The 20,080-nt window shown below is 59.8% G+C and carries 21 protein-coding genes; 14 read left to right on the top strand and 7 right to left on the bottom strand.

Going from position 1 to position 20,080, the window contains the following annotated elements; genetic code table 11:
- Positions 1–37 precede the first annotated feature (37 nt).
- The 3 genes from NAT23_RS04725 to NAT23_RS04715 all read left to right on the top strand — a co-directional run bounded on the left by NAT23_RS04725 (position 38) and on the right by NAT23_RS04715 (position 2,028).
- Positions 38–910: a phosphoribulokinase gene (locus NAT23_RS04725; protein WP_251591109.1), complete on the top strand. Its 873-nt coding sequence runs from the start codon at positions 38–40 to the stop codon at positions 908–910.
- 24 nt (positions 911–934) lie between these two features.
- Complete coding sequence (locus NAT23_RS04720; RefSeq protein WP_251926047.1) at positions 935–1,276, top strand: histidine triad nucleotide-binding protein; 342 nt, start codon at positions 935–937, stop codon at positions 1,274–1,276.
- 113 nt (positions 1,277–1,389) lie between these two features.
- The gene (locus tag NAT23_RS04715) at positions 1,390–2,028 is read left to right on the top strand and encodes a 3-demethoxyubiquinol 3-hydroxylase (RefSeq protein WP_251926045.1); all 639 of its coding nucleotides are present in this window, start codon (positions 1,390–1,392) and stop codon (positions 2,026–2,028) included.
- 88 nt (positions 2,029–2,116) lie between these two features.
- Here the strand turns inward: NAT23_RS04715 and speD are convergent, their stop codons facing one another.
- From speD to NAT23_RS04695, 4 genes are all read right to left on the bottom strand, one after another.
- Positions 2,117–2,914, bottom strand: a complete 798-nt coding sequence (gene speD, locus NAT23_RS04710; RefSeq protein WP_251591102.1) for an adenosylmethionine decarboxylase — start codon at positions 2,912–2,914, stop codon at positions 2,117–2,119.
- A 142-nt stretch (positions 2,915–3,056) separates the two neighbouring features.
- Positions 3,057–3,479 (bottom strand): OsmC family protein, encoded by a 423-nt coding sequence (locus NAT23_RS04705; protein WP_251926043.1) that lies wholly within the window; start codon positions 3,477–3,479, stop codon positions 3,057–3,059.
- Between the two features lie 36 nt (positions 3,480–3,515).
- The gene (gene murU, locus NAT23_RS04700) at positions 3,516–4,187 is read right to left on the bottom strand and encodes an N-acetylmuramate alpha-1-phosphate uridylyltransferase MurU (protein ID WP_251926042.1); all 672 of its coding nucleotides are present in this window, start codon (positions 4,185–4,187) and stop codon (positions 3,516–3,518) included.
- Positions 4,184–5,188: an aminoglycoside phosphotransferase family protein gene (locus NAT23_RS04695; protein ID WP_251926040.1), complete on the bottom strand. Its 1,005-nt coding sequence runs from the start codon at positions 5,186–5,188 to the stop codon at positions 4,184–4,186. The genes murU and NAT23_RS04695 overlap by 4 nt, the downstream gene beginning before the upstream one ends.
- A 142-nt stretch (positions 5,189–5,330) precedes the next feature.
- Here NAT23_RS04695 and NAT23_RS04690 point away from each other — a divergent pair, with 142 nt between their 5' ends.
- From NAT23_RS04690 to NAT23_RS04655, 8 genes are read left to right on the top strand one after another with little or no spacing between them, the layout of a single operon-like run.
- Positions 5,331–7,751, top strand: coding sequence for an LPS-assembly protein LptD (locus NAT23_RS04690; protein ID WP_251926039.1), 2,421 nt, complete (start codon positions 5,331–5,333; stop codon positions 7,749–7,751).
- A gap of 53 nt (positions 7,752–7,804) precedes the next feature.
- Positions 7,805–9,106, top strand: coding sequence for a peptidylprolyl isomerase (locus tag NAT23_RS04685; protein WP_251926036.1), 1,302 nt, complete (start codon positions 7,805–7,807; stop codon positions 9,104–9,106).
- An 11-nt stretch (positions 9,107–9,117) separates the two neighbouring features.
- Positions 9,118–10,143 (top strand): 4-hydroxythreonine-4-phosphate dehydrogenase PdxA, encoded by a 1,026-nt coding sequence (gene pdxA / locus NAT23_RS04680; protein WP_251926211.1) that lies wholly within the window; start codon positions 9,118–9,120, stop codon positions 10,141–10,143.
- Entirely contained in the window at positions 10,140–10,958 is an 819-nt protein-coding gene (rsmA, locus tag NAT23_RS04675) for a 16S rRNA (adenine(1518)-N(6)/adenine(1519)-N(6))-dimethyltransferase RsmA (RefSeq protein ID WP_251591084.1), read from the top strand. The genes pdxA and rsmA overlap by 4 nt, the downstream gene beginning before the upstream one ends.
- Positions 10,942–11,328, top strand: a complete 387-nt coding sequence (gene apaG, locus NAT23_RS04670; protein ID WP_251926034.1) for a Co2+/Mg2+ efflux protein ApaG — start codon at positions 10,942–10,944, stop codon at positions 11,326–11,328. The genes rsmA and apaG overlap by 17 nt, the downstream gene beginning before the upstream one ends.
- A 15-nt stretch (positions 11,329–11,343) precedes the next feature.
- Entirely contained in the window at positions 11,344–12,159 is an 816-nt protein-coding gene (locus NAT23_RS04665; RefSeq protein ID WP_251926032.1) for a symmetrical bis(5'-nucleosyl)-tetraphosphatase, read from the top strand.
- Between the two features lie 21 nt (positions 12,160–12,180).
- Positions 12,181–12,507: a thiosulfate sulfurtransferase GlpE gene (glpE, locus tag NAT23_RS04660; protein ID WP_251926030.1), complete on the top strand. Its 327-nt coding sequence runs from the start codon at positions 12,181–12,183 to the stop codon at positions 12,505–12,507.
- Positions 12,504–13,646 carry a tRNA nucleotidyltransferase/poly(A) polymerase-related protein gene (locus NAT23_RS04655; protein WP_251926028.1) on the top strand — a complete coding sequence of 381 codons (1,143 nt, stop codon included), beginning with the start codon at positions 12,504–12,506 and terminating at the stop codon, positions 13,644–13,646. Before glpE ends, NAT23_RS04655 begins: the two co-directional genes overlap by 4 nt.
- Here the strand turns inward: NAT23_RS04655 and folK are convergent.
- The 3 genes from folK to tsaD are packed head-to-tail and all read right to left on the bottom strand — an operon-like array spanning position 13,641 to position 15,578.
- Complete coding sequence (gene folK / locus NAT23_RS04650; RefSeq protein WP_251926026.1) at positions 13,641–14,174, bottom strand: 2-amino-4-hydroxy-6-hydroxymethyldihydropteridine diphosphokinase; 534 nt, start codon at positions 14,172–14,174, stop codon at positions 13,641–13,643. The genes NAT23_RS04655 and folK overlap by 6 nt on opposite strands.
- A gap of 7 nt (positions 14,175–14,181) precedes the next feature.
- Positions 14,182–14,532 carry a dihydroneopterin aldolase gene (folB, locus tag NAT23_RS04645; RefSeq protein WP_251926025.1) on the bottom strand — a complete coding sequence of 117 codons (351 nt, stop codon included), beginning with the start codon at positions 14,530–14,532 and terminating at the stop codon, positions 14,182–14,184.
- Between the two features lie 5 nt (positions 14,533–14,537).
- Positions 14,538–15,578 (bottom strand): tRNA (adenosine(37)-N6)-threonylcarbamoyltransferase complex transferase subunit TsaD, encoded by a 1,041-nt coding sequence (tsaD, locus tag NAT23_RS04640; RefSeq protein ID WP_251926024.1) that lies wholly within the window; start codon positions 15,576–15,578, stop codon positions 14,538–14,540.
- Between the two features lie 211 nt (positions 15,579–15,789).
- Between tsaD and rpsU the strand changes: the two genes are divergently transcribed.
- From rpsU to rpoD, 3 genes are all read left to right on the top strand, one after another.
- Positions 15,790–16,005, top strand: coding sequence for a 30S ribosomal protein S21 (gene rpsU / locus NAT23_RS04635; RefSeq protein WP_227389497.1), 216 nt, complete (start codon positions 15,790–15,792; stop codon positions 16,003–16,005).
- 151 nt (positions 16,006–16,156) lie between these two features.
- A complete protein-coding gene (gene dnaG / locus NAT23_RS04630; protein ID WP_251926023.1) occupies positions 16,157–17,998 on the top strand; it encodes a DNA primase in 1,842 nt (613 codons plus the stop codon).
- 190 nt (positions 17,999–18,188) lie between these two features.
- On the top strand, positions 18,189–20,057 hold the full coding sequence (gene rpoD / locus NAT23_RS04625) for an RNA polymerase sigma factor RpoD (RefSeq protein ID WP_251926022.1): 1,869 nt from the start codon (positions 18,189–18,191) through the stop codon (positions 20,055–20,057).
- Positions 20,058–20,080 lie beyond the last annotated feature (23 nt).

Here is a 20,080-nt window from a genome sequence, read left to right as displayed (position 1 = left end):
CCTTTAAACGGCGTCGATCATCATCTGGGAGGAGAGCATGTCTCGAGAGTATCCGATCGTGGCCGTGACCGGCTCGTCCGGGGCGGGAACGACCACCGTTCGTCGAGCGTTCGAGCGCATGTTCGCCCGGGAATCGATCCACGCTGCCGTCGTTGATGGCGACGCCTTTCACCGGTATACCCGCGAAGACCTGCGGCGCATCTTCAGAGAAGAGCCCGAGCGCAAGGCAGAGCTTTCACACTTTGCGGTCGAGGCCAACCTGCTCGACCGGCTCGAGGGGCTGTTCAGGGAGTATGGCGAACGCGGGGGTGGTACTTACCGTCACTACATTCATGCCGAAGACAAGCAGATGCTGGAGGCTGGCTATCAGGTCGGTACCTTCACCGAATGGCAGCCGCTGCCTGAAGGCACGGATCTTTTGTTCTACGAGGGGCTTCACGGCGGGTTGGTGACGTCCGAGTACGATGTGGCTCGTCATGTCGATCTGCTGGTGGGCGTGGCGCCGACCATGAACCTCGAGTGGATTCAAAAGATCAACCGCGATACCAACATGCGGGGATACTCTCACGAGGCCGTGGTCGATACCATTCTTGGGCGTATGGAAGATTATGTGCACTACATCCTGCCCCAGTTTTCGCGCACCCACGTCAACTTTCAGCGCGTGCCGACGGTCGATACGTCGAACCCGTTCGAGATTCAGGATATTCCAAGTGACGATGAATCCTTTGTCGTGATTCGCTTTCGCGACCGTCACGGCGCGGACTTTCCCTACCTGTTGTCCATGATCAAGGACTCATTCATGGCGCGGCCGCACACGCTTGTGGTGCCAGGTTCAAAAATGCCCCTGGCCATTGAGCTTGTGATCACGCCGCGCGTTGAGTCTTTGTTGTCCAAACGTCGTTTTCGATGAGGTTAACCCTCGAAAGGAAAGATTATGAGCACTATTTTTACCAAGATCATCAATCGCGAAATTCCTGCCGATATCGTGTATGAAGATGAGCATGTTCTGGCGTTCAACGACATCGAACCTCAGGCGCCGCACCATGTGCTTATCATTCCCAAGCGCGAAATTCACACGCTCAACGATTTAACCGAGGGCGATGCCGAGCTGGTCGGGCGTCTTCATCTCACTGCGTCCAAGATTGCGCGTGAACGCGGGTTTGCCGACCAGGGCTACCGTGTAGTGATGAACTGCAATGAGTATGGCGGCCAATCTGTCTATCACATCCATCTTCATTTGATGGGCGGGCGGCAGATGAGCTGGCCGGCTGGCTGAGCCGAATGCTTGCATCAAAAAAAGCCTCATTCGAGGCTTTTTTTGATGCAGGTGGTGCTTTCGGTCGCCGCTGCCTATGGTTGTAGCATGAGGGCCTACAAGGAGAGAGACAGATGGCGTTGAATCGAGCCGACCGAATGATCAGCCAGTTCGATACCCTGTTGCGCGTACTGGTGCCCAGTGCCAACGAGCCACAGCGAGCGTCGCCGGCGCACACCACCAGTGACGGTGCCTTGTCGGCTGAAGTACGAAAGCGTTCGGCGCGCTCGGTCAAGGGACAGTACACCCACGCCCTCTGTGTGCAGGCAATCTATCAGGGACAAATGCTGGCCTCTCGCTCGCCCAAGGCGCAGGCGCGCAGTCTGCAGGTGGCTGGTGAGCAGTGGGATCAGCTTGGCTGGTGCCAGCAGCGCATTCGCGAATGCGGTGGGCGTTCGGCCAGCGTCTTTGATCCGCCCCTGTACGTCGGCGCGATGGCAAGCTCTGCTGTGTTGGCCCGCATCAACGAATCGGCCGGGTTGAGTTTCGTCCATACCGTGACTCAGGCCTCCCATAAACACCTGGAGCGCTCGATACGCCACTTGCCGGAAGACGATCGACGATCAAAGGCTGTCTTTCAGGCCATGCAGGGGGATAACGCGCATCATGCCCGCCAGATGCTTGAAGCCGGGGGCAAGAGCTGGCCGATGCCGTGCCGCTGGGCGTTGACCATGGCCGCGCGGGGTGTGTCTCTGGTCGGGCGCCATGGCTGAGCACACGTGAAGCAGGCCAAGGGCATAAAAAAACGGCGTCCACATGAGTATGGGCGCCGTTTTTGGTGCGCGAGAGCGTAAGGTCCGCTCAGTCCATGTTGCGGGAGTAGAAAATCTCCAGCATTTCCCGACGCAGGCGCCGCTCGATGTCGTCGGCTTCTTCAAAGGACAGTTCCCGACGCGAGGTGCCGAACAGGTAGTTGTCGAGATCAAAATCCTTCAGCAGCATCTTCGTATGGAACATGTTCTCCTGATAGACGTTGACGTCGATCGTCTGATAGGCGCGCTTGGTATCTTCTGAGATGTAGTCCTGGATCGAGGTGATGTCGTGGTCGATGAACAGTTTCCTGCCGTCCACATCACGCGTAAACCCGCGTACTCGGTAGTCGGCGGTAACGATGTCGGAATCGAAGCTGTGGATTAGGTAATTCAGCGCCTTGAGCGGTGAAATCATCCCACAGGTCGAGACATCGATGTCGAGCCGAAACGTACTGATGCCGTTGTCGGGGTGCGACTCGGGGTAGGTATGTACCGTTACGTGGCTCTTGTCCAGGTGTGCAACCACGGTTTCAGGCAGTGGGCCGGGGCCTGGTTCTGCATTTTCGCGGCTCAGCGGCTCTTCCAGCTCATGCTCTGCGATCAGGATCGTGACACTTGCCCCGTGGGGCTCATAGTCCTGGCGCGAGATGTTGAGCACGTGCGCGCCGATGATGTTGGTGACATCCTTCAGGATCTGAGTCAGGCGTTCAGCGTTATAGAGCTCATCGATGTAGTCGATGTAGGCTCCGCGCTGCTCTTCCGTTTTCGCATAGCAGATATCGTAGATATTGAAGCTAAGCGAACTGGTCAGGTTGTTGAACCCATGAAGTCGGAGCTTATCGGACAATTCCGAGCCTCCCAAACGTATCAGCGGTAGTAAATGCCCGGCGTATCGGCCAAGGCCCGGAGAAAGGCGCATTATGCACAGCCGCTTGCCTTAGCGCACCTTCCTTTTTCAACGGGGGTGTCAGCGTTTCGTCCTCGAAAGGTTACGCGCTTTCCTTCATTTCAAACGAGTGCGTGATTTCAACGCCGCCGGCTTCAAGCATCAGTGATGCGCTGCAGTACTTGGTGGCCGAAAGTTCGGTGGCGCGCTTGACCTGGCTTTCTTTCAGCGCACGTCCGGTCACGACGAAATGAATATGAATCTTGGTAAAAACGGAAGGCGTCGTGTCGGCGCGCTCGGCCTCGATGGTCGCGACGCAATCAGTGACGGCCTGACGCGATTTTTCGAGGATGTTGATGACGTCATAGGACGTGCAGCCGCCCAGGCCCATCAGCATCAATTCCATGGGCCTCGGGCCGGTGTTGCGCCCTCCGTTGTCCGGGTTGCCATCGATGACCACGCTGTGGCCGCTACCGGATTCGGTCACGAACTGGCGCCCATCGGTCCATTTGACGGTTGCTTTCATCGGTCTGTCTCGGGTCGTTGGAAAATGAGGCGAATGTTACTGGATCCCGCTCAATCGTGCATCCAGTTCGGCAAGACGCTCAGGTGTTCCCACATCGAGCCAATCCCCGTCAAAGCGCTCACCGCGAACCCGGCCGGCCGCCATGGCATTCACCAGGTAGGGCGCGAGTCGGCTTGGCTGGTCGCATTGACCGCCGTTGAACAGGGCTGGGCTCAAAAGCGCGATGCCTGAATACGTAAGCATTGGCTGGCCGTGCTTGAAAACGTCACCGGTCTCGGTGAGATGAAAGTCGCCGTGTGGGTGATGGTCGGGGTTATCAACCATCACCAGATGTGCAAGAGCGCTATCGAGGGTGGCGCTTGGATCGATGGGGTACGTGCAGTACACATCCCCGTTGACCAGCCAGAACGGCGCCTCGCCAAGCATGGGCAGGGCCTTGATGATGCCGCCGGCGGTTTCAAGCGGTGTAGGCTCAACGCTCCAGTGAAGCGTCATTCCAAACGCCTTGCCAGTACCGAGGGCGTCCATGATCTGTTCTCCCCGGTAGCTTACGTTGATAACGACCTCATCGATGCCGCAGGCCTTCAGTCGTTCGAGGTGATGCACGATCAGGGGCTTGCCGCCGGCAAGCAGCAGCGGCTTTGGGCAAGTGTCGGTCAGGGGGCGCATGCGGGTGCCGAACCCGGCGGCCAGAATCATTGCTTTCATGACGGGAGCGCCTCCGGGTGTGAAAGGGCTGTTGCAAGTGTGGGGCGGAACTCGCGCTCGAACCAGTCGAGCAGGGCGCGTTCATCAAGTGCGGCGAGCGCGGCGCAGGCGTGATCGAGGAAGTGAGGCATGTGCCCAAGGTAGCGCGGCTTGCCGTCGCGGAAGGCGGTTCTGCAGAAGCCGCCCAGTACCTTGATGCTGCGCTGGGCGCTGGTGGCCTCGAAGTCGGCGCGAACGCGCTCGGGTGAGCGCTCCGTGATCAGTCCTGTACCCTGTGCCTTGGCGTGAAAGGCTGTGACCCAGTGATCGAGCTTCGCCGCCGGCCAGGGGGCGTGGCGGTCACGCAGCAGACAGGTCAGGTCGAAGCTCAAGGGGCCCTTGAACGCGCCCTGAAAGTCAATGACGCGCAGACGCTCGCCCTGCACCATCACATTCTGCGCCGTGTAGTCACGGTGGGTGGTGACGTAGGGCTGGTCGGTGATCGCATCCACGATGCGCTCGATCGCCTGTGGCCAGTCAGCCGGTGGCGTCAGTTCGAGCCACGGCAGCGTCCATTCGAGCACCAGGTTCATTTCATCGCGAAGCCGCTCGGCGGTATAGACGGGCAAGCCCTCGGTGGGCTGGGCTGCGATACGGGTCGAAAGGCTCAGCGCGTGATCGATCAGCGTGTCGACACGGTGTTCATCGTCGAGCGCTTGTCGTAGCATGATGTCGCCGAGGTCTTCGAGTACAATGAACCCCTCTTCGAGCGTGTACTCGAAGAGGTCGGGTACGGGAATGCCCGCGCTTGCCCAGCGTGCCGCGATGTCGACAAACGAGGTGCTGTCTTCGAGCGCCGGCGGCGCATCCATGACGATGCGCGTTTGCCCATCGGGCAGCGTCAGACGAAAATACCGCCGAAAACTGGCGTCGTCGGCAACGGTGTCGAGTAAGAGGTCATGGGCGGCGCAGTCATGACACGCAGCCAGCCATCGCACCATGTGCGTGAAACGGTCAGACATAGTGTTCCTGTAGTCGGTCGTGCCGGAGTTGTCGTCGGTCGTGCCGGGGCGAGTGGGTATCGACGATGTACCTTACCGATTTTTTCAATCATGTACATGGGATCATTCCCGGGTCTTTATAAAAGCAAGGATGACGAACAATATGGGGCAGCGTACCTTCTGGACCGCCGCGTTGACTGGGGTCCTGGCCGGCGCCGCGCATGCGGAGCCTCCGGCCACCCCGCCGGCCAGTGAGCTTGATTGGCAACCCTGGGGGCAGGACCGTCCGGCCGATGCGCTGTGCCGCGGCCAATACGTCATGCCTTCTTACCGTATCGAGCCGGGTGAGACCGACGCTCAGGTGCGAAGCACGTCGGATCAAGCCGGCTACGGTGACGGCGGCGAAACGATCCTGAATGGCGACGTTGTACTTCGTCGTGGCAATCAGCAGGTTGAAGCGCCTGAAGTGGCTGTCAATGAAGCGCGCACGCGCGCCCACGTGACAGGCCCCCTGGCGTGGCGCGCCAATGGTGCGCTGGTGCGTGGCGACAGCGCCGACATCGCGCTCGACAGCAAGGCTGCCAAGGTCGACGCTGCCCATTACGTCTTTCATGACCAGCATGCTCGAGGCGACGCGCGCTCGCTTGCCCGCATGAAGGACGGCCGCTATCGGCTACGAGAAGCAAGTTTTACCACCTGTGACCCTCAAAGCAGCCTCTGGCGACTGGTAGGTAACGACGTCGTGCTTGACCGTGAAAACGGCTACGGCACGGCCAAGCACGCACGCCTCGAGATCGAGGACATTCCGGTCTTCTATTGGCCTTGGGTGCGCTTTCCGATCGATGACCGTCGGCATACCGGCGCGCTCTGGCCGTTGATCGGCTATTCCGGCTCCGATGGGCTCGACTACAGCCAGCCAATCTACTTGAACCTGGCGCCCAACTACGACGCCACCATCACCCCGCGCTACATTCAAAACCGTGGCTCAATGCTCGGCGGTCAGTTCCGCTACCTGTTGGGTGACAGCGCCGCCGGCCAGCTGGAGGGTGCCTACCTTTCAAGCGATGATGGCGGTGACGACAGCGATGATGACCATGCCGGCGAAGACCGCTGGTACATCAACTATACCCAGACCGGGCGCCTGTCTCCGCGCACTCGCTATGATCTTCGCTACGGCGCCGCCAGCGACGGCGACTATTTCGATGACCTCGGCCAGAGCTTTGAGGAAATCGACACCGATCACCTGGAGCGGTTGGCGCGACTGGATTACCGCGGCGAAACCTGGCACTTGCAGGGTCGGGCGCGCGGCTTCCAGAAAATGGACGACCCGCTTCGCGATGACGACAAGCCGTTCTACGAACTGCCGGCGCTGATCGCGGATGCGCGCTGGCGTCAGGACAACGGTCTGTATCAGGAGTGGAACAGCTCCGCGACCTATTTCTGGCGCGATATCGACCACAACGATGTGCCACTGAATGAATCCGCCAACGGCTCGCGGCTGCACGCCGAGCCTGCGCTTGGTTATCGCGCCGATACCAGCTGGGGCTTTTTCGAGCCGCGCGCCGCGCTCTGGTACTCCCAATATGAGCTGGACTACGGCAACCGAAACGACGCAGATCTAAACGGGCGTAGTGACTCGCCGTCCGTGGCAGCTCCGGTCTACTCGATCGATTCCGGTCTGATCTTCGAACGCGACTTTTCGGCCTTTGACAGTGACTGGCGTCAGACTCTGGAGCCACGGCTGTTCTATGCCTACGTGCCCGAGCGTGATCAGGACGATGCGCCGGTGTTCGATACCAACCCCCAGGCGTACTCCATCAACCGTCTCTGGTCGCCGTACCGCTTTACCGGCAGTGATCGCATCGGGGACGTCAACAAGCTTTCCTACGGGGTCAGTTCACGGTTCCTCGAGGGCGAGACCGGTCGCGAGCGGCTCAAACTTTCGTTGGGCCAAAGCCGGTATTTCGAAGACCGTGACGTGACTGATAACGACCCGAGCAAGAATTACGACGACCCGAATAGTCCGTACTACTACAACAACCACCGGGACTATTCGCCAGCTATAGGCCAGATCGACTGGCGGATCAACGACCGCTTTAGCGCGCGCTATACGTTGATGTATGACACCGAGCGCGACCGCACCGAACGCAACGCAACGTACCTGAACTATCGTCACCCTGACGGCAGTGTGCTGAATCTGGGCTATCGCTGGGAAGTGCAAGGGTTTGATCCCGCAGGCGACCGCGAAGATCGTCTCGGCTACAACCGCAACGAGTATGACGTATCGTTCGCCTGGAAGGCCTCGAGCAGCGTCTCGTTGATCGGCCGGTACCTTTACGATGAAACCAACAGCCGCTCGCTCGAGAAGCTGGCCGGTATCCAGTTCAACGATTGCTGCTATGGCGTTGAGGTGGCCTGGCGTGAGTGGGTCGACGACGACGATACCGCCAATACCATTTTGGATGACGAAACCAAGCGCGGTATCTTCCTTCGGTTCGTACTCAAGGGCCTGGGTGGTCTAGGTCAGGATCCGGAACCGTATTTTTCAGACGCCGTGCCGGGCTATACGCCGACCACGTTTTAATGCATCAAGGCGTGTCTTACGCCGATGAATGTCAGGATATAGAGAGCTTTATCATGCGCAAAACGCTACTGGCCCCGCTGGGATTGGCGGCCGTCATCGGTCTGTCCCCCCTGGCTCACGCAGCCGCTCAGCCGCTCGATAGGATCGTTGCGGTGGTCAATCAGGACGCCATCATGCAAAGCGACCTGAACCGTCGTCTCCAGGAGGTGCGCGAGCAGCTTGATTCGCGCGGCGTTACGCCGCCGCCGATGGAAACACTCAAGCGCGAAGTGCTCGATCGCATGATCCTTGAAGACATTCAGCTGCAGATGGCCAAGCGAGCCAATGTAAGCGTTGATGACGACCAGCTCAGCCAGTCGCTGCGACAGGTCGCGAAGAGCAATGGCTTCGAGTCGGTACAGGCCTTTCAGGCCGCACTTGGCAAACAGGGCGTATCGTTTGATTCCGTCCGTGAGCAGGTGCGCCGCGAGATGATTATCTCGCAGGTTCAGCGACAGAAGGTTGCCGGGCGTGTGTCGGTGTCGGACCGCGAAGTCGAACAGTATCTGGATCACCTGGGCGCGGCCGACAAGGCCCAGTACCATCTGGCCCATATTCTTGTATCACTGCCTGAAAATGCCTCTGCTGCCCAGGTCGCCAAGGCGCGTGCCCAGGCTGAAAAGCTCCGCACGCAGCTTGAGGCCAGCGGCAAATCGTTCGAGGAAATGGCCGGTAAACTCGCCCAGCAAAACGACTCGCTTTCTGGCGGGGATCTCGGGTGGCGTCCACGCAATGAACTCCCGACGATCTTTGCAGACGTTGTGCCTGCCATGAGCAAGGGTGAAATCAGCGAGCCGATTCGAAGCGCCAGCGGCTTCCATCTGGTCGAGCTGGTCGACAAGAAGGGTGGGCAGCAAAAGCTTATCTCACAGGTGAAGGCGCGCCATATCCTGATCAGCCCGAACCCGAACCGCAGCGATGCCAAGGCTCGCGCGCTTGCCGAGCGCGTCTATAACGAGCTCAAGCAGGGCGCTGATTTCGATGCGCTAGCCAAGCAGTACAGCGATGATAAGGGCACCGCGCTCAACGGCGGCGAACTCGGCTGGAGCGAACCCTCCGAGATGGTACCGGCGTTTGCCAAGGCTCTTGAATCCCTGCCGCAGGGCCAGATTTCAGAGCCGGTCAAATCCCGGTTCGGCTATCACGTGATCGAAGTTGAAGGGCGGCGTCAGCGCGACGTCACCGAGCAGGCTCAGCGCGAACAGATTCGTCAGAAGCTCTTCACGCGCAAGGTCAACGAGGAGCTCGAGAGCTGGCAGCAGGAAATCCGGGCTTCGGCGTACGTCGACAACCGTCTCGATGACGGTGGCTCTTGAGCAGCGACGCCATGAAGGCCGAACTCGCGCCGTTGGTCATTACTCCGGGTGAGCCGGCCGGTATCGGCCCGGATCTCATTGTTGATCTGGCCTGTGACCCTGCCGTAGCCGCCAAAGGCGCGCGATGGGTGGCGGTGGGTGATCCACGGCTTTTTGAAGCGCGCGCTGTCGCGCTCGGGCGAACCCTTGAGGTGGAGTTGGTGACGCCGGACACCGTACCGGCGCCGATTCCGGGCGTTCTGTTCGTCTGGCCGGTCGCGCTTGAGCGCCCGGTTACGCCAGGGCAGGTGCATACCGACAATGCCCGTTTCGTGCTGGAGACGCTCGATGTCGCCATCACGGCCTGCCGTGAAGGGCGTGCGTGCGCCATGGTGACTGCCCCGCTTCACAAGGGCGTAATCATCGACTCAGGTGAAACCGGCTTTACCGGCCACACCGAGTATTTGCGTGACGCCTGCGGGGTATCGGATGTGGTCATGATGCTTGCAACCGAGGCGCTCAGAGTGGCGCTGGTGACCACGCATCTGCCACTTCGAGCGGTCAGCGACGCGATCACCGACGAGGCAGTCACGGCGACGCTTGAGATCGTGGCGGCCGATTTGACGCGGTATTTCGGCATCGAGTCGCCGCGCATCGGGGTGTGCGGGCTTAATCCTCACGCCGGTGAGGGTGGCCATCTCGGGCATGAGGACGGCACCATTATCGCCCCGGCGCTCGAGCGTCTGCGCGCCCGAGGCATGAAACTCACGGGCCCCTTGCCAGCGGATACGGCCTTTACGCCGCGCTATCTCGATGTGCATGACGCCATGGTCGCCATGTACCACGATCAGGGGCTACCGGTACTCAAATACGCCGGCTTCGGGCGCGCTGCCAACATCACATTGGGTCTTCCCATCATTCGAACTTCGGTCGACCATGGCACTGCCCTCGATCTGGCTGGAACCGGGGCCGCCGAGCGCGGCAGCCTGGACGTTGCCATCGAGCAGGCCCTCACCATGGCGCGGTCGGCCACGACATCAAGTACGCATTCTTTATGACGCATCAAGCACCCACGCCGCACCGGGCGCGTAAGCGCTTCGGGCAAAACTTTCTGCGCGACCCGGGCATCATCGACCGGCTGGTTCGTTCAATTCATCCGGTCGCCGGAGATCGGCTGGTGGAAATCGGACCAGGCCAGGGGGCGTTGACCGAAGGGCTGTTGAACGGCGCCAACGCGCTGGATGTGATCGAGCTCGACCGGGATCTGATCCCGGGGCTTAAGACCCAGTTTTTCAACTACCCCGAGTTTCGCGTTCATCAGGGCGATGCGCTGGCGTTCGATTTCAGAGCGCTGGCGGCCGGTGAGCGCCTGCGCGTTGTGGGTAACCTGCCGTACAACATTTCCACGCCCCTGATCTTCAAGCTGCTCGAGGTCCATGAGGTGGTTGAGGACATGCACTTCATGTTGCAAAAGGAAGTGGTCGAGCGGTTGGCGGCGCGTCCGGGTGGCGGCCAGTGGGGAAGGCTTTCGATTCTCGCCCAGTATCATTGCCAGGTGGATCACTTGTTCGATGTGCCGCCAGAGGCATTTGTGCCGCGCCCGAAGGTGGATTCCGCCATCGTTCGGCTGCGCCCCTATAAAACGTCGCCGTTCGAGGCGACCGACCCCGAGCGGCTGGCTCGACTGGTCAAGCAGGCGTTTTCCCAGCGCCGCAAGACCCTTCGAAACAACTTGAAACCGCTGATGGCGGGCGAGGCCATCGAGGCGCTTGAAATCGACCCGGGCAAGCGGCCGGAGGCCTTGACGCTTGATGAATACATTCGGTTGACCAATGCGCTGCCAGAGGAGCCCGCTCATGACGGACACGCCTGAAACGCCGGACATCCAGGTCTCGGTGACTGCCGAATTCGTGGCCTCCGAATCCGATGCCAACGCCCAGCAGTTTGTCTTTAGTTACGACGTCGAGATTCGCAACACCGGTGAGCGTGATGTTCAGCTTTTGCGCAGGTATTGGAAAATTACGCAGGGCAGCGGTGAAGTGCAGGAAATCGAAGGGGAGGGGGTGGTCGGTGAAATGCCGATCATTGCGGCCAGAGGCTACTTCAGCTACCAAAGCCGCGCCGTCATCGACACCGATATTGGTGTGATGGAAGGGCATTACACCTTCGCCGACCCGGAATCGGGAGAGTTTCTGGTGCCGATCCCACCCTTTCGGCTTGCGCCACCGAACCGTGTCCATTGACGGCAGGAGAGACTCATGACACTGCATATCGTAGGTGACCTGCAGGGGTGTTATCAGGAGTTTCAGGATCTGCTCGAGGTGCTTGCCTTTGACGACAGCGACGATGAACTCTGGGTGGCGGGCGATATCGTCAACCGGGGCCCGGGCTCGCTCGAGTGCCTTCGAGCGGTCTATCAGCGACGCGATCGCATCAAGGTCATCCTCGGCAATCACGACCTGCATTTGCTGGCCGTGGCTCATGGCCATGGCCGGCTCAAGAAAAACGACACGCTGGCGCCGATTCTTGAGGCGCCGGATCGCACCGAGCTAATCGACTGGCTCAGGCGCCAGCCGGTGATGCGCGTCGATCGAGCGTACGGCGTTGCCATGGTGCACGCCGGGCTTTTGCCGTCGTGGTCGGTGGCAGAGGCCGAGCGGTTGGCGCGTGAGGTGGAGGCGGTGCTTGGCGGCGATCAGGTCGATGCGTTTTTGAGCCAGATGTATGGCAATACGCCGGCGCGCTATACGGACACGCTGACCGGCATGGAACGAATTCGCGCCATCGTCAACGTCATGACCCGCATGCGCTTCATCGATGAGGACGGCACACTCGATTTTGCTGCAAAAGAGGGTCTTTCGAGCGCGCCTGATGGCTTCAAGCCCTGGTTCCAGTTTCCGCGTACGGTCGAAGATCTGCCGATCGCCTTCGGACATTGGGCGGCGCTTGAAGGTCGAACGCCCGAGTCCGCCATTCGCTGCTGGGCGCTGGACACCGGCTGTGTCTGGCGCGGCACCCTGACGGCACTGACGTTGCCTGATGCGACGCTGACCTCGGTGCCCAGCCGCCAATAATTTCACGCCCCAGGAGGGTGCATGTCTTTCGCACATCTATCGCCTGCGACGCTCAGGCAGTGGCTCGAAAGCGACCGGCCTCTGACCGTCGTCGACATTCGTGACCCTTTGAGCTTTGCCGGCGGTCACATTACACACAGCCAGCATCTTGATAACGCAACGGTCGGTGCCTTCATCGATCAGGCTCCGCCGGAAACGCCTGTCGTGGTGGTGTGCTATCACGGCCATTCGAGTCAGCAGGCAGCGTCCTGGCTTGCTGGTCAGGGCTTCTCAGACGTCTACAGCCTGGATGGTGGCTTCGAGCAGTGGCGTTATGAGCATCTGGACTACGTCGATACCACGTCATGACACGTCCTGTTGACCCGGCCATCGACGGCCTCGAGGTGTATCTGGTCGGGGGGGCGGTGCGCGATGCACAGCTCGGCTGGCCGGTGTATGACCGCGACTGGGTCGTGGTGGGCGCGACCCCCGAGACCATGCAGGCGCGTGGTTTCGTGCCGGTCGGCAAGGATTTTCCGGTCTTTTTGCATCCGACGACGCACGAGGAATATGCGCTGGCGCGAACGGAGCGCAAATCCGGCCGCGGGTATGGCGGCTTTACGGTCGATGCGTCTACCGCCGTCACGCTTGAAGAAGATCTCTCGCGGCGCGATTTGACCATCAATGCCATGGCGCAAGCCCTCGATGGCACGCTGATCGACCCCTACGGCGGCATGGAAGATTGCCGTAAGCGGCTGTTTCGTCATGTCAGTCAGGCGTTCATTGAAGACCCGCTTCGCGTCGTGCGCCTGGCGCGGTTTCAGGCCCGCTACGATGCGCTTGGTTTCCAGGTGGCCGAGCCGACCTGGGCGCTTTTGGTAACGATGGTGGGCGCGGGGGAGCTTGAAGCGCTGGCACGTGAGCGGGTGTGGCAGGAAACTGAAAAAGCGCTTGGCGAGCCGGCGTGTCCGGCGTTTTTCGATCTGCTCTCACGACTGGGTGCGCTGCCTCAGTTGATGGGGCCCTCGGTGAACGTTTTGGCGCTTCGCCGGGGCATGGCGCGGCAGGCGCGTCACGCCTCTGTCGAGGCTCGCTGGGCAGCGCTTTTGCAGTACCACGAGTTGCCTGCGCTGACGGCCGTGATGGCGCACATGAAAGTGCCAAAGCGGTTCGCGCAACTGGCAGCGGCGTTTCAGCGCACGCGCGCGTTTTCAAGCGAGGCATCACTGACGGCGGCGTCGGTGCTTGGCTGGCTGAGTGACATCGATGTCTGGCGAAAGCCCGAGCGGGCCGATGCCGTACTTTCGATGCTTGCGCTTGAGGCCGACACCGACACCGAGTCCGTGCTGGTCGAGCGCCTTGGCAAGGCGCGCCAGGCGGCGGAGGCGGTTTCGCCAAAAGCGCTGAGCGCCGAGGGGTATCGCGGTGCGGCCATGAAAGAGGCGCTTGCGACGGCTCGCCATCGCGCAATCGCCCGGGCGCTTGATGCGTGTGACGGCGCGCTATAGCGCGGGTGTGCGGTCCGGCCAGGAGATGAGCTGGTCCTGCCATGTGAAGGCGACCGGCGTCAGTGTTTGGGCGGCCTTATCGGCGAAACCGCGCCATAGCTCGCCATAGCTCTGCCCAAGTGCCGGGTGGTGCTCGTTCGGTCGCAGTTCGGCCAGCGGACGCAGTACGAACGCGTAGTCCAGAATGTCGCGGCGCGGCAGCGTCGGTGCCAAGGCCCGAGTGAGCGTGCCGAGGGTAAGGAGGTCGATATCAAGCGTTCGTGGTGCGTGGCGCGGGGCGCTCGGGTCACGTCCGAGGGCGTGCTCGATGGTTTTCAGTCGCTGGTTCAGGGCGACGGGGGCAAGCTCGGTCCGGACAGCGACCACCATGTTGTAAAACACGCTGTCGCTTTGAATGCCAACCGGTGCACTTTCGAACACCCGGGAGGGCGTGATGTCGCCGAACGTCTGGGCAAGCGCATCCAGCCCGAGCGAAATCGAATGGGCCGGATCGATGTTGCTGCCAAGACCTAAAAACGCTTCCCGCATGATGCGCCTACGCGTGTCGCTCGATGGTGACCCCGACCGACTGGGCCTGAGGAACGGCGCCGGGCTTGTGAACGCTCAGGCGCAGCCAGGGAATCTGAAACTCGGCGAGAATCAACGCCGCAGCGCGTTCGGCAAAGGTTTCGATCAGCTCGAACGTCTCGCGGTCTGCGAACTCGAGCAGTCGGTCACTGACGGCGGCGTAGTTGAGCGTTTTTGAAAGATCGTCGGTCTCGGCCGCCGGACGAATGTCCCAGCCGAGTTCGAGATCCAGCAGCAGGCGCTGGTGAATGCGTTTTTCCCAGTCATAGACCCCGATTACGGTGTCAAGGGCAAGACGGTCGATACGAATGATGTCCATGGCGGTCAGGCCTTTTGAAAGCCGGGAGGGTGAAGCTCGGCCAGTGGCCAGCGCGGCGTGGTAAACATGGTGGCGCGGTCGCGCTCACCCGCCTTCATGCGAAGCGCACCGGCCAGTGCAATCATGGCGCCGTTGTCGGTGCAAAATCGCAGATCCGGATAAAATACGCGGGCGTTCTGTTTGGTCATGACGTCGCTCAAGTAGCGGCGAAGGCGTCGATTGGCGCTGACGCCGCCGGCAACCACCAGGCGTGTGTAACCTGTTTCCTTCAATGCACGCCGACACTTGATTGCAAGCGTATTGACCACGGCGTCCTCGAACGCCCAAGCGACATCGGCTTTGGCCTGCCCATCGAGCGCGTCTTGGGTTTCGAGAGATTTCAGTGTGGTCAGGGTGTGGGTCTTGAGCCCTGAAAAGCTGAAATCGAGCCCGGGTCGGTCGGTCATCGGTCTTGGAAAGCGAAAGCGGCCTTCGGTGCCGGATTCGGCAAGCTTTGACACTGATGGGCCGCCCGGGTAGGGCAGCGACAGCATCTTGGCGACCTTGTCAAAGGCCTCGCCGGCGGCGTCGTCTACCGATTCGCCCAAGAGGGTGTATTGGCCAATGCCCTCGACCTTGATCAGCTGGGTATGGCCGCCTGATACCAGAAGCGCTACGAACGGAAACTCGGGCGGGGTCTCTTCAAGCATCGGGGCAAGCAGGTGGCCTTCCATGTGATGGACGCCGAGTGCCGGTATGCCAAGTGCCCGGGCCATGCCGTGGGCGGTCGAGGCGCCGACCATCAGGGCTCCGACCAGGCCGGGGCCTGCGGTATAGGCGATGCCGTCGATTTCAGATCGAGTGAGGCCGGCCTCGCATAAAACGGTATCGATCAGCGGCAGCAGCTTTCGGACGTGATCGCGCGATGCGAGCTCAGGCACCACGCCGCCAAAGTCGGCGTGCATGGCAACCTGGCTGTACAGGGCATCGGAGAGAAGCCCGCGGTCGGTATCATAGAGCGCAACGCCGGTTTCATCGCACGACGTTTCGATGCCCAATACACGCATGGAACACCTTGATTAACGAATAAGGCCGCCTAGTGTAATCGGTTGTTCATGGGCTGTCAGGCACATTGCACTTCGCATGTCCGATGAGTATAATCCGCACCCTCAAGTAAGCTGTGCTTAATTTGTCCGTGCCTTCTGCCTTCGTGTGGAACAGGTTCGGGGCATTGAGCACGTTCATAACCGATCTACTCAACAAGGTGGTGATCGCTTAATGCCTTCTGTAAAAGTACGTGATAACGAGCCGTTTGACGTTGCACTTCGTCGCTTCAAGCGTTCTTGCGAAAAAGCGGGTGTTCTTTCCGAAGTTCGTCGTCGTGAACACTATGAAAAGCCCACTGCCGAGCGTAAGCGCAAGGCGGCTGCGGCAGTCAAGCGTCACGCTAAGAAGGTTCAGCGCGAGCGCAAGCGTTTCGAACGGCTGTATTGATCCGTACCTAAGCGTAATGGGATGTCCTGCTACGCTTAAGAAGGATAAGGAGCGGCTGCCTATGGCGGCCGCTTGCTTTTTGTGCCGATGATTTTCTCTCCTTCGATGTCATTCGCTTACTTTTCGTACTCCAGGCGGCGGTCTTAACCTCATGGCAGGACAGATTCCCCAGCGTTTCATTGATGACCTGCTGGCGCGTGCGGATATTGCGGAATTGATCGGTGAGCGAGTCACGCTCAAGAAGGCAGGGCGCAACTTTCAGGGGTTGTGTCCCTTTCATGATGAAAAATCTCCTTCCTTTACCGTCAGCCCCGACAAGCAGTTCTATCACTGCTTCGGCTGTGGTGCGAACGGCAACGCACTCCGGTTTCTGATGGAATACGATGGTCTTCGTTTTCCGGAGGCGGTCGAGCAGCTGGCCTCCCGCTATGCGATGGAGGTGCCGCGGGATACCGACGACGACCCCAAGGCCCAGGCGCGTGCCCGTGAGCGCAAGCGTCAACAGGACGCGAGCGAGCATGTCCTTGAGACGGCGGCTCGGTTCTATCGCCATCAGCTCGGTCAGCATGATGCCGAACAGGCGCGCCAGTACCTGCGCTCGCGTGGGGTATCCTCAGAGCTTGCCAAGCGCTATAGCATCGGGTTTGCGCCTGACAGCTGGGACAGTCTCAAGCATGCGCTTAATCAGCGTCAGGTCAGCGAGCAAGAGCAGGTCGAGTTCGGGCTCTTGATCGAAAAGGAAGGCTCCAATCGAACCTATGATCGATTTCGCAATCGCGTCATGTTTCCGATTCGGGACTGGAAAGGCCGGGTGCTCGGGTTTGGCGGGCGTGTGCTCGACGATTCCAAGCCCAAGTATCTGAATTCGCCGGAAACGCCGGTCTTTCACAAGGGGCGTGAGCTCTATGGTCTGTACGAATCACGTCAGGCCGCGCCAAGAGCCGAGCGGCTGCTGATCGTCGAGGGGTACATGGACGTGGTGGCGCTGGCGCAGTTCGGGATCGACACTGCGGTAGCCACACTCGGTACGGCCACCACGGAAACGCATCTGACGCGGCTGTTTCGACTCGTAAGCGAGGTGGTGTTCTGTTTCGATGGCGACAACGCCGGGCGCCAGGCGGCGGTTAAGGCGCTTTCGACCGTGCTGCCTCAGATGATCGATGGCCGTCAGGCTCGCTTCCTGTTTCTGCCGGAAGGGGATGACCCGGACAGTCTTGTGCGCCGCGAAGGCGCTGACGCGTTCAATGAACGTGTTCTTTGTGCCAGCTCGCTTTCCGAGTTTCTGTTCGAGCAGTCAAGCAATGACGTCGATCTAAAGCAGGTGGAAGGACGTGAGCGCTTCGTGAGCCGGGCGTTGGGCTTCATCCGATTATTGCCGGAAGGCGTGCTTAAAACGGTAATGATCGATGCGCTTTCCGAGCGCAGTGGCGTCGAGCGGGGGCGCATAAACACACTTTTAGGTGAGAAAGCCGATTCGACCTCGGCCGATAGTCACTTTGAGCGTCCTTATGATGCCGAGCCGTCATCGCGTACTCAGTCACCCCGGTCGCGGTTTGGCGACCAGACGTTGAACGCGAGCGAGCGAGCGCTTTTGCTGCTGCTTCATTCGCCGGAAAGCATCGAAGGCGTGCCGGAGGGAACACAGTGGTGCCCTGATACCGATTCGGGAACATTGCTGGCCAAAGTGGTCGAACTGATTCGTGCAGGGCAGTATCGAAGCGCTCAAGTCATTTTGATGCACTTTCACGGCACCGAGCAGGGCGCGCACCTTCAGCGGTTGGTCAAGCGTCAGGATCTTTTGTTGCCAGCGCAGTATCGCGCGCAGGAGCTCAAAAATCTGGTCGAGCATTTCAAGCGACAGCAAACGCAGTTGTCGCCCCAGCAGGAATACGACGCTTTGCGCGAGAAGGAACAGCGTGGAGAACGACTCAACAGGGATGACGCCGTACGGATGTGGCAACTGGCACAGGAACTGTCATCAGGGCAGGGTTGAAACCCGCTCAAACACCCTCATGTAATGGGGTATTAAGCCGAAACGGCTAAACGAACCAAAATAGCATACCTGAAAGCCGAGTCAATGCAGCACTGGCGATGACGACCGTCTCAGCTATAATGGACGATTCGCTATCGAATACCCTACGGGTTCAGGTACATCACATTCTTCTTCGTCGAGATAGGTTTCTATGGCTGGAAATACACAGCAGTCGCGTCTGAAGGAGTTGATCGCACAGGGTAAGGAGCAAGGCTACCTTACTTATGCAGAGGTCAACGACCACCTGCCGGAGGATATCGCAGATCCCGAGCAGGTAGAAGACATCATTAGCATGATCAACGATATGGGCATCAACGTCGTCGAAGAGGCGCCCGATGCCGATACCTTGATGATGTCGGACAGCTCTACCGACGAATCGGCGGCCGAAGAGGCTGTCGCTGCTCTTGCGGCCGTCGAAGGCGACGTCGGGCGAACAACTGACCCTGTGCGCATGTATATGCGTGAAATGGGGTCTGTCGAGCTGCTCACCCGTGAGGGCGAGATCGAGATCGCCAAGCGCATCGAAGAAGGCACGCGTGAGGTCATGGCCTCTCTTGCGTTTCTACCGGGCGCTGTCGATTCGATTCTTGACGCCTACGATGCGACTCAGGATGAAGAGCAGCCCGGGCGGCTTTCCGATATTTTCAGTGGCTTCATCGACCCCGATGAGGGTATTCCGGGTGTGGCCGAAGTCGAAGAAGAGTACACGCCGCCTAAGCCCGAGGTTACTCCGAAGGACGGCGAAGAGCTTGACGAGGATGAGGAATCCGAAGACGCCGAGGACGATGAAGAAAGTGCCGGTGACGGCGGTCCCGATCCTGAGCTTGCCCGGGTTCGCTTCGAGCAGATTCGTGAACAGAACGAGCGTACCAAGGCCCTGATCGAGAAGAAGGGGCTTGGCGCCAAGGATGTAACCGCAGAGCAGGAGCGTCTTGCTGAGCTGTTCGCGCCGATCAAGCTGGTGCCCAAGCACTTCGAACGCCTTGTCGGCCAGGTGCGTCTCAGTATCGATCAGGTGCGCACGCAAGAACGCGAAATCATGCGTATTTTCGTCAAGCGCGCGAAGGTGCCTAGAAAGACATTCATTGCCTCGTTCCCGAGCAATGAAGCGGACATGGCCTGGCTTGATAACTTCATCGAAAAGCACCCCAAGTTTTCCGCAGCGCTTGAGAAGTATCGCAGCGACATTACGCGGGCGCAGCGCAAGATTGCGTTCGAGGAAGAGTTGGTCAACCTCGACGTCTCTGGCCTCAAGGAAGTCAACCGCAAGCTGTCGATCGGTGAAGCCAAGGCGCGCCGTGCCAAGAAAGAAATGGTCGAAGCCAACCTTCGTCTCGTCATTTCCATCGCCAAGAAGTACACCAACCGTGGACTGCAGTTCCTCGACCTGATCCAGGAAGGCAACATCGGTCTGATGAAGGCGGTCGACAAGTTCGAGTATCGTCGTGGCTACAAGTTTTCGACCTACGCGACATGGTGGATCCGTCAGGCGATTACCCGCTCCATCGCGGATCAGGCGCGTACGATCCGTATTCCGGTGCATATGATCGAGACGATCAACAAGCTCAACCGCGTATCGCGCCAGATGCTCCAGGAGATGGGGCGCGAGCCGACGCCGGAAGAGCTGGGCGAGCGGCTTGAGATGCCCGAAGACAAGGTGCGCAAGGTACTCAAGATCGCCAAAGAGCCGATTTCGATGGAAACCCCGATCGGTGACGACGACGATTCGCACCTGGGTGATTTCATCGAAGACAGCACCATGATTCTTCCGATCGACTCGGCAACCGGTGAAGGTCTGATCGAAGCGACACGCAACGTCCTTGGCGGTCTTACAGCCCGTGAAGCCAAGGTGCTCAGAATGCGCTTCGGCATTGACATGAATACCGACCATACACTTGAAGAGGTCGGTAAACAGTTCGATGTAACGCGAGAGCGTATTCGTCAGATCGAGGCCAAGGCACTGCGTAAGCTTCGCCATCCCTCGCGAAGCGAGTCTCTTCGGTCGTTCGTGGACGAATAACGACGCGACGTGCTCGATCCAGA

It is taken from the genome of Larsenimonas salina, from assembly GCF_023736155.1.
GTDB classification, from domain to species: domain Bacteria; phylum Pseudomonadota; class Gammaproteobacteria; order Pseudomonadales; family Halomonadaceae; genus Larsenimonas; species Larsenimonas salina.
This window is presented reverse-complemented; position numbering and strand designations above follow the sequence as displayed.

Excerpts from the sequence above, each read along its gene's own strand:
- glpE (WP_251926030.1), top strand. The coding sequence starts at position 12,181 with ATGTCTTTCGCACATCTATCGCCTGCGACGCTCAGGCAGTGGCTCGAA.
- apaG (WP_251926034.1), top strand. The coding sequence starts at position 10,942 with ATGACGGACACGCCTGAAACGCCGGACATCCAGGTCTCGGTGACTGCC.
- NAT23_RS04695 (WP_251926040.1), bottom strand. The coding sequence starts at position 5,188 with ATGTCTGACCGTTTCACGCACATGGTGCGATGGCTGGCTGCGTGTCAT.
- rsmA (WP_251591084.1), top strand. The coding sequence starts at position 10,140 with ATGACGCATCAAGCACCCACGCCGCACCGGGCGCGTAAGCGCTTCGGG.
- NAT23_RS04725 (WP_251591109.1), top strand. The coding sequence starts at position 38 with ATGTCTCGAGAGTATCCGATCGTGGCCGTGACCGGCTCGTCCGGGGCG.
- NAT23_RS04685 (WP_251926036.1), top strand. The coding sequence starts at position 7,805 with ATGCGCAAAACGCTACTGGCCCCGCTGGGATTGGCGGCCGTCATCGGT.
- NAT23_RS04690 (WP_251926039.1), top strand. The coding sequence starts at position 5,331 with ATGGGGCAGCGTACCTTCTGGACCGCCGCGTTGACTGGGGTCCTGGCC.
- murU (WP_251926042.1), bottom strand. The coding sequence starts at position 4,187 with ATGAAAGCAATGATTCTGGCCGCCGGGTTCGGCACCCGCATGCGCCCC.
- folK (WP_251926026.1), bottom strand. The coding sequence starts at position 14,174 with ATGCGGGAAGCGTTTTTAGGTCTTGGCAGCAACATCGATCCGGCCCAT.
- rpoD (WP_251926022.1), top strand. The coding sequence starts at position 18,189 with ATGGCTGGAAATACACAGCAGTCGCGTCTGAAGGAGTTGATCGCACAG.
- NAT23_RS04715 (WP_251926045.1), top strand. The coding sequence starts at position 1,390 with ATGGCGTTGAATCGAGCCGACCGAATGATCAGCCAGTTCGATACCCTG.
- rpsU (WP_227389497.1), top strand. The coding sequence starts at position 15,790 with ATGCCTTCTGTAAAAGTACGTGATAACGAGCCGTTTGACGTTGCACTT.
- dnaG (WP_251926023.1), top strand. The coding sequence starts at position 16,157 with ATGGCAGGACAGATTCCCCAGCGTTTCATTGATGACCTGCTGGCGCGT.
- NAT23_RS04720 (WP_251926047.1), top strand. The coding sequence starts at position 935 with ATGAGCACTATTTTTACCAAGATCATCAATCGCGAAATTCCTGCCGAT.
- folB (WP_251926025.1), bottom strand. The coding sequence starts at position 14,532 with ATGGACATCATTCGTATCGACCGTCTTGCCCTTGACACCGTAATCGGG.
- NAT23_RS04665 (WP_251926032.1), top strand. The coding sequence starts at position 11,344 with ATGACACTGCATATCGTAGGTGACCTGCAGGGGTGTTATCAGGAGTTT.
- pdxA (WP_251926211.1), top strand. The coding sequence starts at position 9,118 with ATGAAGGCCGAACTCGCGCCGTTGGTCATTACTCCGGGTGAGCCGGCC.
- NAT23_RS04705 (WP_251926043.1), bottom strand. The coding sequence starts at position 3,479 with ATGAAAGCAACCGTCAAATGGACCGATGGGCGCCAGTTCGTGACCGAA.
- tsaD (WP_251926024.1), bottom strand. The coding sequence starts at position 15,578 with ATGCGTGTATTGGGCATCGAAACGTCGTGCGATGAAACCGGCGTTGCG.
- NAT23_RS04655 (WP_251926028.1), top strand. The coding sequence starts at position 12,504 with ATGACACGTCCTGTTGACCCGGCCATCGACGGCCTCGAGGTGTATCTG.